We start from the raw sequence: 14,849 nt of genomic DNA, 5'->3' as shown, positions 1-14,849 counted from the left end.
ATGGAGCGATGGTAATCCTCTTTATAGTAATCAGCAGGATTCTCAGTATTTTTATCAAGATGAGTGGCATTATACTGTGCATGTGTTGCCATAAGATAATGTCCTTGAGCGTAAAGAAAAACCATTAGGCGTTTAAGCGCTATTATATCAAAGCCAGCGCCTATCAGAGCAACAGATTGGGTATTAAAGTAGGCTTGAGGCTACTTATTTTTATCTATTATTACCGAGTTAGCGTGATTGGCTTCAATGTGATTGGATAGCATCGTGTTTTTAATAAACGATGCCCTTACTAAGAACTTTCTGTAATAAGAGCTGTCTTTTATAAAAGATAATTTTGCATAAATCATGTGCCTATTAACGGTGTTTTTAATAAGCGATACTTTTAATAAACGATATCGTTAGTAAATAGGCTCGACGCTCACTTTGCTGATTTGAGCATTGGCAACTGGTACAGTGAACAATAGCTGCTTGCGACTTGACGCGCCTAATTGGCTTTGCGCGCTCAATAAATAATCCTCTGGCGCTGCGATAAATGCTCCGATAAGCGCATTGTCCCCATAGACACTCACTTTTACGTGAGGAAGTAGTTGTGCTTGTGCGCTTTGATTGTTTAAAGTGATGCTGATATCGCTAAATGAGCTGGCAGTTTTAATACGACTGGTCTGGTGCTTAATATCGCTTGTGCTCAAAGCTGCTAAATTGGCGCTAGGCAGGCTACAAGCGGCGATGGCACATACTTTTTGCAAACGCTCGGCATGGGCAGGATTTTTAACCAAGTCATCTAAGTTAAAAATGACATACTGAGCAAAAAGTAGCAGCGTTAAGACCAAACAACCGAGTGTCCATAGCAATGAGGCAATAGACCACCTGGCAGGCGTTGGTGAAAACTTGTCTTGGGCCTTCCGTTGTTTAACACGTAGCGCATTAGTATGGTCTTCGTCTTTAATTGACACACCCATACTGGCAAGCAGTTCTGATAAGTCTGTCTGATCTTTTGTGGTATCTTCGCTTTGATTTTGCTCTTTTAGTAGTTTTTCAAGCCATGATTCATCAGCATTGGCATCAATATTGGCATGAATATCATTAGCGGCGGCTGAGCTGAGAGCAACGTGTGCAGCTGATGAATCCTTGTTTAAGGAGGTTTTTACTAAAGAAGCGTTTTCTATTGGGCTCACAGATAGATGAGAGCTTTTATCTAATGTCTTAGAGTTGTTTTTTTCTGAATGAATGTTTTTATCTTTAATAGCAGTAGGATTGCTATCCGTTGCTTGTGTCAACCAGGCATCCATACTGTCTAGTGAGCCGTATTCTAAATCTTGCTCTTCAAAATCCTCAATATCCATATCGTCATGAATCAACTCATCATCTATTAAGTCATCATCAAGCATATTATCATGGATGAGAATGTCCGCTTCTGCTGGCTTTGATGTGGTATTTGGCTTTGTTATAGTTTTTGATTCTGGCGAAACAGTGGAATTTTGCTTATCAATAGAAATGTTAGAAGTACTAAGGGCAGCAGTTTTATTTTCAACCACGATATCATCAGTAGATTGTTCTGTAGCAGCGGTGACAATAAGATTGTTATCAACCAAAAAACTTTGCTGACAATGTTCACAGCAGACAGTGGCTGTTTTCTGGTCTAGTTCCGTTTTATTAACATTAAAAATAGCATGACAATGAGGGCACTGGGTTTTGATTGGCGTAGTCATAGGGTCGGAATCCAAAAAGGTATAAGTATTAATACCGCATAGCCACTCGCCAACCTTTGCCAATGATTCTAATGTCCATTTAGATATACTAAATATCATAACTTACAGGCAGCGATAGAGCAGCGTCAAATACACAACATTATTTAACTGCTCCTCTATCGTAACAGATGTAATTAAATGTTGCTAGCCTGTAAATGTACCAGATAAACGCTGCCAATGCTGATCTTCTTGCGCGGTAAAAGCGTGCTTAGGATCAAGGTCAAAATAGGGCTGATAGGCTTCGGTTACTTGCTCAGTTTGCGATTCAATCAAACCTGCTAGTACGATACGACTTTTAGGTGCCATCAAGGTTGCAAAATAAGGCGCTAAGCCAATAAGTGGCTTGGCTAAAATATTGGCAACCATGACATCTACAGGTTTAATATCATTTTGTTGCCAGTAGTTATTGAAGTCTTCTGGCAAAAATGCTTGCAGGCGATTATCGACGTCATTACGCGCCGCATTTTGATTGGTCGCAAGCACCGCTTGTGGGTCAATATCAACCGCATAAACTTGACGGGCGCCCAATAAAAGCGCGGCAATGCCTAAAATACCTGAGCCACAGCCATAATCAATCACGACTTTATCGATTAGGTCTTGTTCTGTTAGCCAATCAAGGCATAAACGGGTAGTGGCATGGTAGCCGGTACCAAAAGCTAAACCTGGATCCATAATAATATTGGTAGCGTCAGGGTTGGGCGGTGTCAGCCAATTAGGCACAATCCATAAGTCGTTGGCGCACTCAATCGGCTTATAATTAGACATCCATTCACGTTCCCAATCCTTATCATCGACAGCGCTGACCCACGTTCGGCTGGCTTGTACTTGTGCACCGATTTCATGACTTAATTGCTCAATCGCCTGACGATTGCCCGCATCAGTGCTGGCATCGAACAAGCCTGTGAGTATGACCTCATCCCACAATGGCGATTCACCAGGAAGTGGCTCAAATAAAGGCTGATCGCCTGCGTCATCTAAGGCGATTGAGAGAGCGCCAGCTTCTAATAACAGTGCCTCAGCGAGATCGACGTTATCTTTTTCACATTGTAAATGCAGTTGTTGCCATGCCATAAGGGTTACCTTCATGTTAAATTAAAAACGGAGTGATATCTTTTAATATTATTGATTCATCAATAATGTTAATAAGAAATAGTAAAAGAGAAAGATATTGGCAGTTGATAAATCATATATTTTGCAGAGAATGTCTTAGCGCCAATTTATAATTGTTTAATAAGCATTTATAAATTGGCGCTAATAAATAAGTGAATAACAGACAAGTCGATAATCATTGACTTAATAACAGTCATGATACGCTTAGCGTAGCGCTTGTTTAGCTTCCTTTATCACGCGGGCGTTGCCTTGTGCTTGTCCTGATTGCAAGATGATTTGCCATAGCGCGCGGCGACGATTGCTATCTTGAGCGACGGTCAGACCACGGCGGGCCATTGCTTCAGCTTTACGTGGTTGGTTCTTTTTAAGTGCTACTTGTGCCAAGTAAAAATAAACGGCTGATGATTTAGGCGCCAAGCGCTGCGCGCGCGTAAAGCTGCTTTCAGCACCATTTAGATTACCAGATTTTAATTGTTCCGTACCTACTTGCATAAGGTTGCGAAAAGCTGGCAGGTTGCTATTATTGGCTGTACTTTGCTGAGTGCGCTGCTGTGAGTTCTGGCGCGCCCGCTCCAATAGCTCACTATGTGAAGGTAACCATGGTTCAGGTATCATGTAATCTTCGCGAGAAGGCGTAAGGATTATGGCATCATGGCTATCAGGCTGAGTGACTATTGGACTTTGCGTAGACGGCGTATAGATAGGTGTTGCTTCGGTTAACGGATTTGTCGCCGTGGGCTGCTCAGGCGGTGTATAAGGCTCAATAGTATAAACATCACCTTTATAGTCATTGCTTTCATTAGTACGGTTTTCAAGGACAGGTGCTTGAGTCGCCGTTATCTTTTGAGTCTTTGTTTGTTGTGCCGTTGACTGCTTGGCCGTTGATTGTTTTGAAGTGGCTTGCTGCGCAGTTGTTGGCTGAGTTATTGATGGTAACGTTTGTGCAGAAGAGGTTTTAAGTGCCGTGGGCGCTGTTTGGCAGGCGCTTAGGCTCACCATGCCGATAAGCGCACTTACGGTAAAAATGGTATTAATACGCTTAGCCTGTGCTCTAGACGGGGCAGTGATAGCCTGCTTAGCGGCGACAGTTTGCTGTATCAATAATGCCATGTTAAAACCCCTTTTTAAGTTTTAAAAACGCTAGAACCATTCAACGGCGCGATCATACCAAGTATCGGCACGATTGCTTGACTCAGCCTCTTGGTCAGCGTTGTTGTCTTCGTTATCCGCATCAACCGCTTCGCCATTAGGAATATCTAAGCCTTCACGGCGACGCTGTTGATTGATAGAACCTTGCTCATTTTGCCATTGCATCTGTTCACGGTCACGATCTTGCTGATACAGACCCATTGCGCAACTGCTGGCTTCTTCGGGTAAATGTGCTGACATCACAGGCAGGTAGCGCGCATCGGCACAGCGCTCATTAGACAGCTTGCCTGAGTTGTTCTCAAGCCATAACCATTCAATCCCTTCAGGTTCTGGCAGCGCCACCGGTGTCAGTTTTAGACGGTTCATATAATCGACCCACACTGGTAAAGCGCCACTACCACCGCTCAGACCAATCGGCTTATTGTCATCACGGCCGACCCAAACCACACTGACATAGTTACCACTGTAGCCGGCAAACCAAGCATCGCGGTAATCGTTAGTGGTCCCCGTTTTACCCGCAAGATTTAAATTGCTGCCAAGCGATTGTATGCGTCTGGCCGTGCCATTTTTAACCACATCTTGCAGGGCATAGTTAATCAAAAAGTTGGTCTCAGGCGGGATACTGCGCTGAGTATTTAAACCCGTACGCTGTAAGATACGCCCACGATCATCAATCACGCTACGAATACTGTGGATAGGCGTCCGGAAACCGCCGGTAGCAAACACTTGGTAGACCCCGAGCATATCCATCGGGCTAAGGTTAACCGAGCCTAATAAAGCCGAAGGATAAGGCGGGATTTTCTCTTTAATCCCCATACGCTGCAACTGCTTAACAAAGGTAGGAACGCCAAATTCCATGCCTAAACGTACCGCACTGTGATTATAAGATTGCGATAAAGCAGTGGTAAATGGCACATAACCGTGGTCACGATTGTCGTAGTTTTTGGGATTCCACTGAGTACCGTCACTGAGATTGACCGTAATCGGTGAATCATCGACCGAGCTTGCCAAATTATAACGTCCGCTTTCAAGCGCCGTCATATAAATAATTGGCTTCAACAAAGACCCAACTTGGCGTTTGGCATCGACAGCACGGTTAAAGCCTGTGAATTCACTACCACTACCGACCACTGCCACCAGCTCGCCTGTTTCAGGGTTGGCACTAACCAATGCACCTTGTAAATCCTTAGTTTTACTGCCACTACGGCGCAGCTCACCAAGCTTTCTCTCAACCGCTTTATCGGCTGCTAACTGGGCGATAGGGTCTAAGGTGCTGATGATAATTAGACCTTCGTTTTTTAGGTCATCAGAGTAATAAACTTTGTTTAATTCGCGTTTAACAATATCTAGAAAATCAGGGAACTGGCTTTTGCCTTCGACAGGTTTATCAACCACACCAAGTGGCTGCTCGATAGCTTTATCGTAGTCTTCTTGACTGATTTTCCCTATCGCTAACATATTGCTCAGCACTGTATCACGACGCGCTTTTGAATCGTTTGGATGGCGACGCGGGTTATAAACGCTTGGTCCTTTTGCCATCCCGACTAGTAGTGCTTGTTGGTCTAAACGCAGCTCTTTGAGTGGTTTATCAAAGTAAAATTGCGATGCGAGGCCAAAACCATTAATAGAGCGGTTACCGTTTTGACCCAAGTAAATCTCGTTTAAATAGGTTTGTAGAATTTCATCTTTACTATAATGCAGTTCAAGTAGTACTGCCATCAGCGCTTCGTTGGCTTTACGCTTCATCGTCCGGTCAGAATTAAGATAAAAGTTTTTAATCAGCTGCTGGGTGATGGTCGAGCCACCTTGCCTAGCACCGCCAGTAAAGTTATTCAATACGGCACGAGCGATACCACGTATCGATACGCCTTTATGCTCATAAAACCCGCGGTCTTCTGTGGCAATTAGGGCGTCAATCAATGGCTGCGGTACTTCATCTAGAGACACCACCATACGATCTTCGTTACTGTCTGGGTAAATGCCACCGATATTAACCGGCTCAAGACGAATAATGCCGGTTTTGGCTGGCTGGGTACTTTGTACCGACTCAATCTTATTGCCAGCAATGGTCATCTTGATAACTTGTTCTTTATCGACATCATTGGCGCTATAAGTAAAGCCGCGTGTATGGATAAAGTAGGTATTGCCAGATTTATGGTATGTACCCGTACGGTCATAGGCCTTGTTGCTTTGATAATTGAGCAGCTCAAGCCACTTTTTCATCGTGTCTGTATCGACGCTAGCGCCTTGATATAGCTCTAAAGGCTGTGAGTAAACTTTAGCAGGAATATCCCAGCGTTTACCCTCAAATTTGGTGGTGATGGTGCGATCAAGTTTGACCAAGTACAGCGCCAACAGCACCATAGCGGCGATAATGACAATTAATAAAATACCACTAAACACCATGCCGCGCTGCTGTGAAGGTAGCGTATTGATAGCAGGCTTAGACGACTGTGGTCGCTTAGAATTAGATTTTTGCACTGATGACACACCATTTTGGGATAAAAAACTGCCTCATAATGACGCAAATTGACAAATTTTTCAATCTATCATCGTCAACGCACGCATTCATTGAGTGCTCATTGTACATTTATTACACGTGGTTTAGATGGATTGAGAGAGTGCGAGGAAGGGTTGTGCTGCTTAGCGCACCTGCTTGTAGTATAATGTTTGTTTTACTATTTAGGTCTATAGCAACAGATTTTCCATAAAGCGTCTGCTATTTCTAATAGGTTTTATAGATGCCATATATGTAAAGCAAAATTCATGGTAAAAAGTTTGTTACATAGGGATTGACTCTAGTTAATCATAGCAAGTTTGCTGAAAGCCGGTCGGCTGCAAGTAAACTTGTCGAAAGGAAATAGCGCGATTATGTCCAGTATCCCCTCATCCATGCCATCAAGCAGCAACCTTCATTATCAAGACCACTCGATTACTGAGGGTTTGGTGCTGCCGCTTGCCGGTCACTGTTTTCATTGCGGTGATCCGGTGCCGCAGCCGCCGTTTCATACGGATATTTTAGGCCAGTCACGCGAGATGTGCTGTATGGGCTGTCAGTTGGCGTCGCAAAGTATCGTCGAGGCAGGACTTGAGCAATATTATCTTGACCGCTCGGAGATTAACCGTACGGCAAGCTTACCCACCCAGCTGACTCGCCTCGAAGCTTATGATCACGATGAGATAAAGTCGCAGTTTGTCTACGCCCAAGATGGCATGTCGGTAGCCGAGCTGTCGGTAAATAACCTGCGTTGTGCCGCTTGTACGTGGCTGATTGAGTCGCGTTTAGATGAGTTAGATGGCATCAGTCAATGTCAGGTCAATTTAACCAATCAGCGCATGCGGGTGATTTGGGACGAAGATAAGCTGCCGATTAGTCGTATTTTGGGTGTTATCAATGAGATTGGCTACGAAGCCAAGCCTTATAGGCAAGATACCCATGAAGCCATGCTGGCACGTCATAACAGTCAGATGCTATTGCGCCTTGGTATCGCTGCGCTCGGCTCGATGCAGGCAATGATGTATGCTGTCGCGATTTATTTTGGTGAATATAGCGACATGCTGATATTCCAACGTGATTTTCTACGTTGGGTATCGCTATTTGTGAGTACACCAGTATTCTTTTACGCGGGTATTCCATTTTTCACCTCAGCATGGTCAGCGATTCGTGCCCGTCAAGTCAATATGGATGTGCCGGTTAGTATTGCCTTAGTGGTGACTTTCTTTGCCAGTCTTTACGCTACCATTACGGGGCAAGGAGAGACGTACTATGATTCGGTCAGTATGTTTATTTTCTTCTTATTGGCCGGGCGCTATATTGAGCATAATGCGCGCTTAAAAGCAGCCACCATGGCCAATGATTTGGTGGTGGTCGAGCCTGTCTTGGTACAAAAAATTGCTGAAGATAAAGATGCGGCTGAGCGTATCTTGGAGCAGCTAGCGCAAAATGCGCTCAAGGAGACTGCGCTTGATAAGAAATCTGAACAATTTACCAATCCAAATAGTAATTTAGCGGTTGATGAGACAAGCATAGTATCAAAATCGATGCCCGACTTTATGCAAAGCATGGATGTCAATATCCAGCAATTGACATCACGCATCGCCCAAGACTGGCAGCAATCAAATAATACGCCCACGAGTCTCTCAAAAACGGAATATACGCTTAACAACAAGCCAAAAGACAAGCAGATGGTGACTGCGCATAGCTTGCAGGTGGGTGACATCATCATGGTGGAGGCAGGTTCTGAGATTATCAGTGATGGTATCTTGCTCAGCCCAACCGCTACCGTTTCGCAAAGTCTGTTAACAGGTGAGGGTGATTTAATCCTTAAAGCCCAAGGCGATTATATCGTTGGCGGCGCGCAAAATGACAGTCAGCCATTCGAGATGTTAGTGACGGCCTTGCCAGAAGACAGTCAAATAGGGTTGATTGACAGGCTGATGAACCGTGCCATGAGCGAGAAGCCGAAGCTCGCCCAGCAAGCGGATAAGTTAGCACGTTGGTTTGTGGCGCGGATTTTAGTATTGTCTGCTTTAGTATTTATCGGTTGGTATATCGTTGACCCGAGCCAAGCGATTTGGGCGACAGTTGCGGTATTGGTGGCGACCTGTCCCTGTGCGCTGTCACTAGCGACACCGATTGCCCTGACGGTCGCGACCAATCGACTGGCAAGCTATGGCTTTTTGACTACGCGCGGACATACTTTACAAACCCTCGCTGAGATTACCCATGTGGCGTTTGATAAGACGGGTACGCTGACTTACGGTAAGCCTAATTTATTAAATATCGAACTAATGGCAAGCAATGATGCGACAACAGATACAAACGATGCTAGTGATAAAAAAGACCATCTATTAGCCATTGCTGCAGCGCTTGAAGTAGGCAGTCGTCATCCGATTGCTCATGCGCTGCTTACCGCTGCTTATCAATTGCACCTGCCAGCTACGAAAGCGTTGCAGCATTATCCGGCAGGCGGCGTGGAAGCGATGATTGATGGCATGTTATATCGCATTGGCCATGTAGATTTTGCTTTAGATAGAACAAATAATAATGCCAATGCGGATAACGATTTAACGCTTGATTTAATTGCTCATCGTGCGAGCTCAGCGGTGGTATTGTCTTGTCAAAATAGTCAGTCAAATGCATGGCAAGCGCTGGCTGGTTTTTACTTTAACGATAAGGTGCGTGATAGTGCGCCGTCTATGCTTAAGGCTCTAAAAGAGCTTGGTATTGAGCCTGTGATGCTCACAGGAGATCCAAGTCCGCAAGCACTGGTGCTGGCTGAGGATTTAGGCATGAAAGCCGCCTATAACGGTTTGTCACCCACCGATAAAGTCAATCATATTCAAGCGCTGCAAGCAAAAGGCGCGGTTGTACTGATGGTCGGTGATGGTATTAATGATGCGCCAGTATTGGCCGCCGCCGATGTTTCAACCTCGATAGCGGGCGCGGCAGACTTGGCACAAGTATCGAGTGACAGTATTATTCTAAACGGTCAAATTGAAGCTATCACTGCGGCGAAGCGTATCGCTGATAAGACAAAGCGTATTATTAAGCAAAACTTGCGTTGGGCACTTATTTATAATAGTAGTGTCTTGATACCGGCGGCTTTGGGCTATGTGCCACCTTGGCTTGCTGCCATTGGTATGTCATTGAGCTCATTGTTTGTGGTATTAAATGCGCTGCGCCTAAAGCGTGCTTAGCTTAAACCAGTTTAAACCCATTTAAATAAACCTTGAAAATGACCCACAAAAAAACCGCCTTTTAAAAAGACGGTTTTTTTTATTCTAATTAACGGCTAAACAGTGTTTAGCCTAGTCTTGTAGGTAGCTTAGCAGACGCATGAATTCGATATACATCCATACCAGCGTTGCAAGGATACCAATACTGAATAACCATTCGTAGTCTTCTGAAACGCCCATCGCCACGCCGCGATCGATATTGTCAAAGTCTAATAGCAGCGTAAAAGAGGCGATAACAATCACGAATAAGCTAAAGCCGATAGCGATAGCGCCACCTTCAAATAAGAAAGGTAAGCTCGAACCGAACGCTAAAGACAGTACCCACTGCGCCACATAAACAAGCATGATGGCAATCAATGCTGAGGTGACGATTGAGCGGAATTTTTCAGTGACTTTAACCAAACCTGAACGGTATAGTCCTAGCATCACAGCTGCCGTGACAAAGGTCGCACACATCGCAGTGACTGGCACGCTTGGGTACATGCGCATAAAGAACAGCGAGATACCGCCTAAAAAGATACCTTCTAATAAAGCATAAGGTACGGCAAAGGTTTTGGCTTTTTGCGGTTTAAAGGTGATGAAAATGGCAAGACCAAAGGCGGCAAACATACTACCAAAAGCTGCCATGGTAATAAAACTTTGTGATAAACCTGCCATCAAGGCATAAAAGAAAAATCCAATACCAGTAATGGCCGATAAGCCAAGCAACAAACTGGTTTTTTGAATCACACCCTTCACCGTCATCGGCACGCCGCCAACGGCAAGCTCTGCGCGACTGACAATAGGATTGGCCATAAAGTTGTCCTTAATAGAATGTAGATAAATTAGATGTCAGCTACTTTAGCAAAACAGCCATTATTGTCAACTGTGTTTGCGTGACGGCATACAAGGCTTACAGCGACTATTATGCCGCCTATGAACCAGTATACGTAGAAACAGTTTGCGTAATTTGCGTCAGTGGTAGCTAAACAAACTCGCCTAAAAGTGGCGTATGATAGAAGATATGTGGGGCCGATTACGACAGTTAACAACGGAAATTGATAAACATGCTAGTCTAAGCGCTGATTTCTCGTTATCATTGCCCTGTAATTTACCGTTAAGCCGAGTCGTTTTATGGAAAACTCAGCGCAGTCCGCACGATTGCCGCATTTACATGAATCAGAGCTATTCCACGCTATCAAAAATCCTGCTTTCAGGCGTATTGGTCTGATGGGCCGTGCGGGAAAACGTAGTGTCACCCAAACTTTGGTGCAGATTGCCCAAACCATCAATGATATGAATCTAACATTGATTATGGATGTGCAAACGGCCAATTTACCGACATTAAATCTTACTGAGATTGAGGTAGTTAAAATCGTCAAGCGTAGCTTGATTGGCGAGATTTGTGACTTGGTCATTGTCGTTGGTGGTGATGGCTCAATTTTGCATGCCGCTGAAGCACTGGCGCGCTATCGAGTGCCTGTTTTAGGCGTCAACCGTGGTCGTCTGGGATTTTTAGCCGATGTGAAGCCTGATGAAGCCGCCTTTAAGTTACGCCAAGTATTGATGGGTAATTATCAGTTAGATCACAGGTTTTTGCTCACCATGGAGATTCGTGAAGGCCGCAAGATTATCCACGAAGATATGGCGCTCAACGATGTGGTGCTGCATGCCGGTAAATCAGTACACATGATTGATTTTCAGATGAAAATTGACGGTCATGATGTTTATCGCCAGCATAGTGATGGGCTCATTGTGGCAACGCCAACGGGTTCGACCGCCTATGCACTCTCTGGTGGTGGTCCTATTATTCATCCGAGTATGGATGCGATTTGTTTGGTGCCCATGCATCCGCATACCTTGTCTAGTCGCCCCATTGTGGTCAGCGGTACAAGTGAGATTTGTATTCGCATCCATAAAGATAACCGCACTCAGCCGCAGGTAAGTGCCGACGGCAAGCCTAGCATTGCGCTTGAGCAAGAACAGCGCCTTTATATTCGCAAGCATCCCGATAAGCTTACCTTGCTGCATCCGCCAGGGTTTGATTTTTATGAGGCTTGCCGCACCAAGTTGCACTGGAACGTCCATGCCGAAGAGTTCAGTATGGATGTCGATGATGATATTATAGAAGAATGAATCTAGTGCTACATTTCTCAAAATAGCGCTGTGTTATAAAAATAGTAGTGGAGAGTAGGCACGATGGACAAACAAACGATATTAGCAAGTGTGACCCCAGAAGTGGTCGATCAATTCCGTCTAGCGATTGAGCTGGGTAAATGGCCAGATGGTCGTAAGCTCACGCCTGAGCAGCGCGAAACTTGCATGCAAGCAGTGATGGTTTGGGAGCATGAACATCTGCCGCCAGCCGAACGTACCGGTTATATCCATAAACCTGTAAGAGAGGATGGCTCTATTGTGGGCACTGAATGTGATGTTGAACATGAGCATCATTACCCCAATATGCCCAATCCTAAAGGGGCGGTACAACCGGTTAAATTTCACAATAAATAGACTAACAGCAAAATTTTTGATAAAAACTCACGCACAGAAAAAAGCCACGCTATTATCATAGCGTGGCTTTTTTTAATGACTTAAAATGATTTTATTAAAGCGCTGTGGTATCGACGCTTGGACGTATGGTTAATGGATTTTTTTCCATCAAAAACCCTTGCCAGCCCCAATGTAAAAAATTGCGAATATTGGCATGGTCGGTACCCTTAGGGGTCGCTTGAACCTTGGCATAATGCTCGCCAAACAGCTTTAGCGTGTCTAATTGATTTAGACCATGGTGCTTGGCAAAGCCAAAAATCTTGGCGCTGCCTTCGTTTTCGCCCGCAGCATTATGGACCATGCCATTAACAAAAGGCGCTGGCGCATAGCGATAAAAATCATCAATAAAGCTGATGACATCATTGAATCCAATGGCTTTTTTATTCAAACCATTAAGTAGAGCCGATACATCTGATTGGCGGATACTCATAAATACATGACCTCAGAGCAGATTAGAAAGCAAAAATAGGGTGCTTAATTTATGCTCAATGATTATTGATAGTTAGATAATAACGAACAGCTTAGCGATTAAAATAGTCTTCATCATCGAATGAAGGCGCAAAGCTGCCTTGTTCAAGATGTTGCATTTGCGATTGTACCGTGCGTTCATGCTGAATACGCTGATAAATCTCTTCACGGTGTACGGCAATATCTTTTGGCGCATTAACGCCGATTCGTACTTGATTGCCTTTGACACCTAGCACAGTCACACTGACCTCGTCGCCAATCATTAGCGTTTCGCCCACGCGGCGTGTCAAAATTAACATGCGTCACACTCCTTATGTCGCATCAAGAGATTATTACTCATCAGATTGCGTCTCAATTACAGGACATCACCGCAGCACTAGATAAGCAAGGTATTCATCATAAAAACAATGCCTAAGGTGGTGCCAATAGCGGTAATGATAGGTAGATTCATTTAGCCCAAATGAAAGCCCCATTATAGGGGGCATAACAGATACTGTCACGGGTTTTCACAAAACTATTAGGTATATACTTACCTGAGCAATAGTAGTAAAAGAAAATAGAGCCTAAAAAGACTCTATTTAATAAATAATTTGTTAAAATTAACCAATCGCTATTTGCTTAATAAATGTGCAAGCAATGTGGATTTTTATTAATGTGCCAACATTTATAACTTATATGCGCTAGCTATTAAATATTATAACCCAGCAATTTTGCTATCACCGTCTTCACGGTCAAGCCCAAAAGCAGTATGTAGTGATTTGACTGCTTTTTCTAAATACTGCTCTTGGATAAGGACAGACACTTTGATTTCACTGGTCGATATCATTTGGATATTGATGTTGTTTTCGGCCAAAGTCTGGAACATAAGACTAGCAACGCCAGCGTGCGAGCGCATACCAACACCAACCAATGACACTTTAACCACTTCGTTGTTGGCCAATATCTCTTTGGCGCCGATCTCATCTTTGACTTCGCTTTCTAGCACTTTCATGGTTTTATCCATGTCAGAACGGTTGACGGTAAAGGTGAAGTCAGTGGTGCCATTGGTCGATAGGTTTTGAACGATCATATCGATTTCGATATTGGCGCGACCGATAGGGCTTAGAATGGCAGAGGCGATACCAGGGTGATCAGGTACGCCGCGCACGACTATTTTTGCTTCGTCGCGATTAAAAGCGATACCTGAGATGATTGCCTGTTCCATGTTGTCTCCTTCGTCTATCGTAATTAGGGTGCCGACATTGTCTTGAAAGTCTTGGTCGAAGCTACCATCGTTGTTTTCATCAAAGCTAGATAATACGCGCAGTGGTACACCGTATTTGCCAGCGAATTCTACTGAGCGAATTTGTAAAATCTTAGAGCCAAGGCTTGCCATCTCAAGCATTTCTTCAAAGGTGATTTTTTCAAGTTTTTTGGCTTTTGAGGTGACGCGAGGGTCAGTGGTATAAACGCCATCGACATCGGTATAGATTTGGCATTCATCCGCGCCTAATGCTGCTGCAATAGCAACACCAGTCGTATCAGAACCGCCGCGACCTAATGTCGTCGCGTTGCCTTCTTCATCGATACCTTGGAAACCTGCCACAATAACAACGTTGCCCGCATCTAGTTGCTCACGGATGTTTTTGTCATCGATGCTTTCGATACGCGCTTTATTGTAGGCGCTATCAGTTTTAATGGCGACTTGGCGACCAGTGAATGAACGTGCGCCTATACCTAGCTCTTTAATCGCCATGGCAAGCAAAGAGATAGAAACCTGTTCGCCCGTTGAGACCATTTGGTCGTATTCGCGTGGGTCAGGCTGGCTGCTGATTTGGCGGGCTAAATCGATCAAACGGTTGGTTTCGCCGCTCATGGCAGACACCACCACAATCACTTGATGACCGTTGTCATGCCAGCGCTTGACTCGTTTGGCGACATTTTTGATGCGGTCGATACTGCCCATCGAGGTGCCGCCATATTTTTGTACTATTAACGCCATAAAAATCTACCTATTATTCACCAATGGCCATCTGTTACTTATCGACATCAATCCGTCAGGAAACTGTTTGTTAATTCAGTGTGAGATTAATTTTAATAACGATAAAGCCGGATTATAAAAACTGC

The 14,849-nt window shown here is 44.4% G+C and carries 10 protein-coding genes and 1 pseudogene; 3 read left to right on the top strand and 8 right to left on the bottom strand.

The features are described 5' to 3' along the window. Nucleotides 1–398: 398 nt before the first annotated feature. The 4 genes from JMW39_RS02070 to mrcB form a co-directional block, all read right to left on the bottom strand. A complete protein-coding gene (locus tag JMW39_RS02070) occupies nucleotides 399–1,808 on the bottom strand; it encodes a DUF3426 domain-containing protein (protein ID WP_227679134.1) in 1,410 nt (469 codons plus the stop codon). 84 nt (nucleotides 1,809–1,892) lie between these two features. After that, nucleotides 1,893–2,819: a 50S ribosomal protein L11 methyltransferase gene (gene prmA / locus JMW39_RS02065; protein ID WP_201543331.1), complete on the bottom strand. Its 927-nt coding sequence runs from the start codon at nucleotides 2,817–2,819 to the stop codon at nucleotides 1,893–1,895. A gap of 243 nt (nucleotides 2,820–3,062) precedes the next feature. Further along, on the bottom strand, nucleotides 3,063–3,968 hold the full coding sequence (locus JMW39_RS02060) for a tetratricopeptide repeat protein (RefSeq protein ID WP_201543329.1): 906 nt from the start codon (nucleotides 3,966–3,968) through the stop codon (nucleotides 3,063–3,065). Nucleotides 3,969–3,998: 30 nt separating this feature from the next. After that, nucleotides 3,999–6,488 carry a penicillin-binding protein 1B gene (mrcB, locus tag JMW39_RS02055; protein WP_201543327.1) on the bottom strand — a complete coding sequence of 830 codons (2,490 nt, stop codon included), beginning with the start codon at nucleotides 6,486–6,488 and terminating at the stop codon, nucleotides 3,999–4,001. A gap of 390 nt (nucleotides 6,489–6,878) precedes the next feature. Between mrcB and JMW39_RS02050 the strand changes: the two genes are divergently transcribed. Further along, nucleotides 6,879–9,707, top strand: coding sequence for a heavy metal translocating P-type ATPase (locus tag JMW39_RS02050; RefSeq protein ID WP_201543325.1), 2,829 nt, complete (start codon nucleotides 6,879–6,881; stop codon nucleotides 9,705–9,707). Between the two features lie 111 nt (nucleotides 9,708–9,818). On the opposite strand, the gene JMW39_RS02045 is transcribed toward JMW39_RS02050, so the two are convergent. Next, nucleotides 9,819–10,541 (bottom strand): Bax inhibitor-1/YccA family membrane protein, encoded by a 723-nt coding sequence (locus tag JMW39_RS02045; RefSeq protein WP_201543323.1) that lies wholly within the window; start codon nucleotides 10,539–10,541, stop codon nucleotides 9,819–9,821. 318 nt (nucleotides 10,542–10,859) lie between these two features. Between JMW39_RS02045 and JMW39_RS02040 the strand changes: the two genes are divergently transcribed. Further along, nucleotides 10,860–11,861, top strand: coding sequence for an NAD(+) kinase (locus JMW39_RS02040; protein WP_201543315.1), 1,002 nt, complete (start codon nucleotides 10,860–10,862; stop codon nucleotides 11,859–11,861). Nucleotides 11,862–11,924: 63 nt separating this feature from the next. Continuing rightward, nucleotides 11,925–12,236: a YeaC family protein gene (locus tag JMW39_RS02035; protein ID WP_201543313.1), complete on the top strand. Its 312-nt coding sequence runs from the start codon at nucleotides 11,925–11,927 to the stop codon at nucleotides 12,234–12,236. Nucleotides 12,237–12,330: 94 nt separating this feature from the next. On the opposite strand, the gene JMW39_RS02030 is transcribed toward JMW39_RS02035, so the two are convergent. The 3 genes and pseudogenes from JMW39_RS02030 to JMW39_RS02020 all read right to left on the bottom strand — a co-directional run bounded on the left by JMW39_RS02030 (nucleotide 12,331) and on the right by JMW39_RS02020 (nucleotide 14,724). Continuing rightward, nucleotides 12,331–12,705: a HopJ type III effector protein gene (locus JMW39_RS02030; protein ID WP_201543311.1), complete on the bottom strand. Its 375-nt coding sequence runs from the start codon at nucleotides 12,703–12,705 to the stop codon at nucleotides 12,331–12,333. A gap of 169 nt (nucleotides 12,706–12,874) precedes the next feature. After that, a pseudogene (gene csrA, locus JMW39_RS02025) lies at nucleotides 12,875–13,042 on the bottom strand (carbon storage regulator CsrA); the annotation flags it as partial. Nucleotides 13,043–13,437: 395 nt separating this feature from the next. Further along, complete coding sequence (locus JMW39_RS02020) at nucleotides 13,438–14,724, bottom strand: aspartate kinase (protein ID WP_201543309.1); 1,287 nt, start codon at nucleotides 14,722–14,724, stop codon at nucleotides 13,438–13,440. Nucleotides 14,725–14,849: the final 125 nt, after the last annotated feature.

The organism is Psychrobacter immobilis (assembly GCF_904846175.1).
Taxonomy (GTDB): Bacteria; Pseudomonadota; Gammaproteobacteria; order Pseudomonadales; family Moraxellaceae; genus Psychrobacter; species Psychrobacter immobilis_E.
The sequence above is the reverse complement of the archived record's forward strand: the minus strand, read 5'-3'. Positions and strand labels throughout refer to the sequence as shown.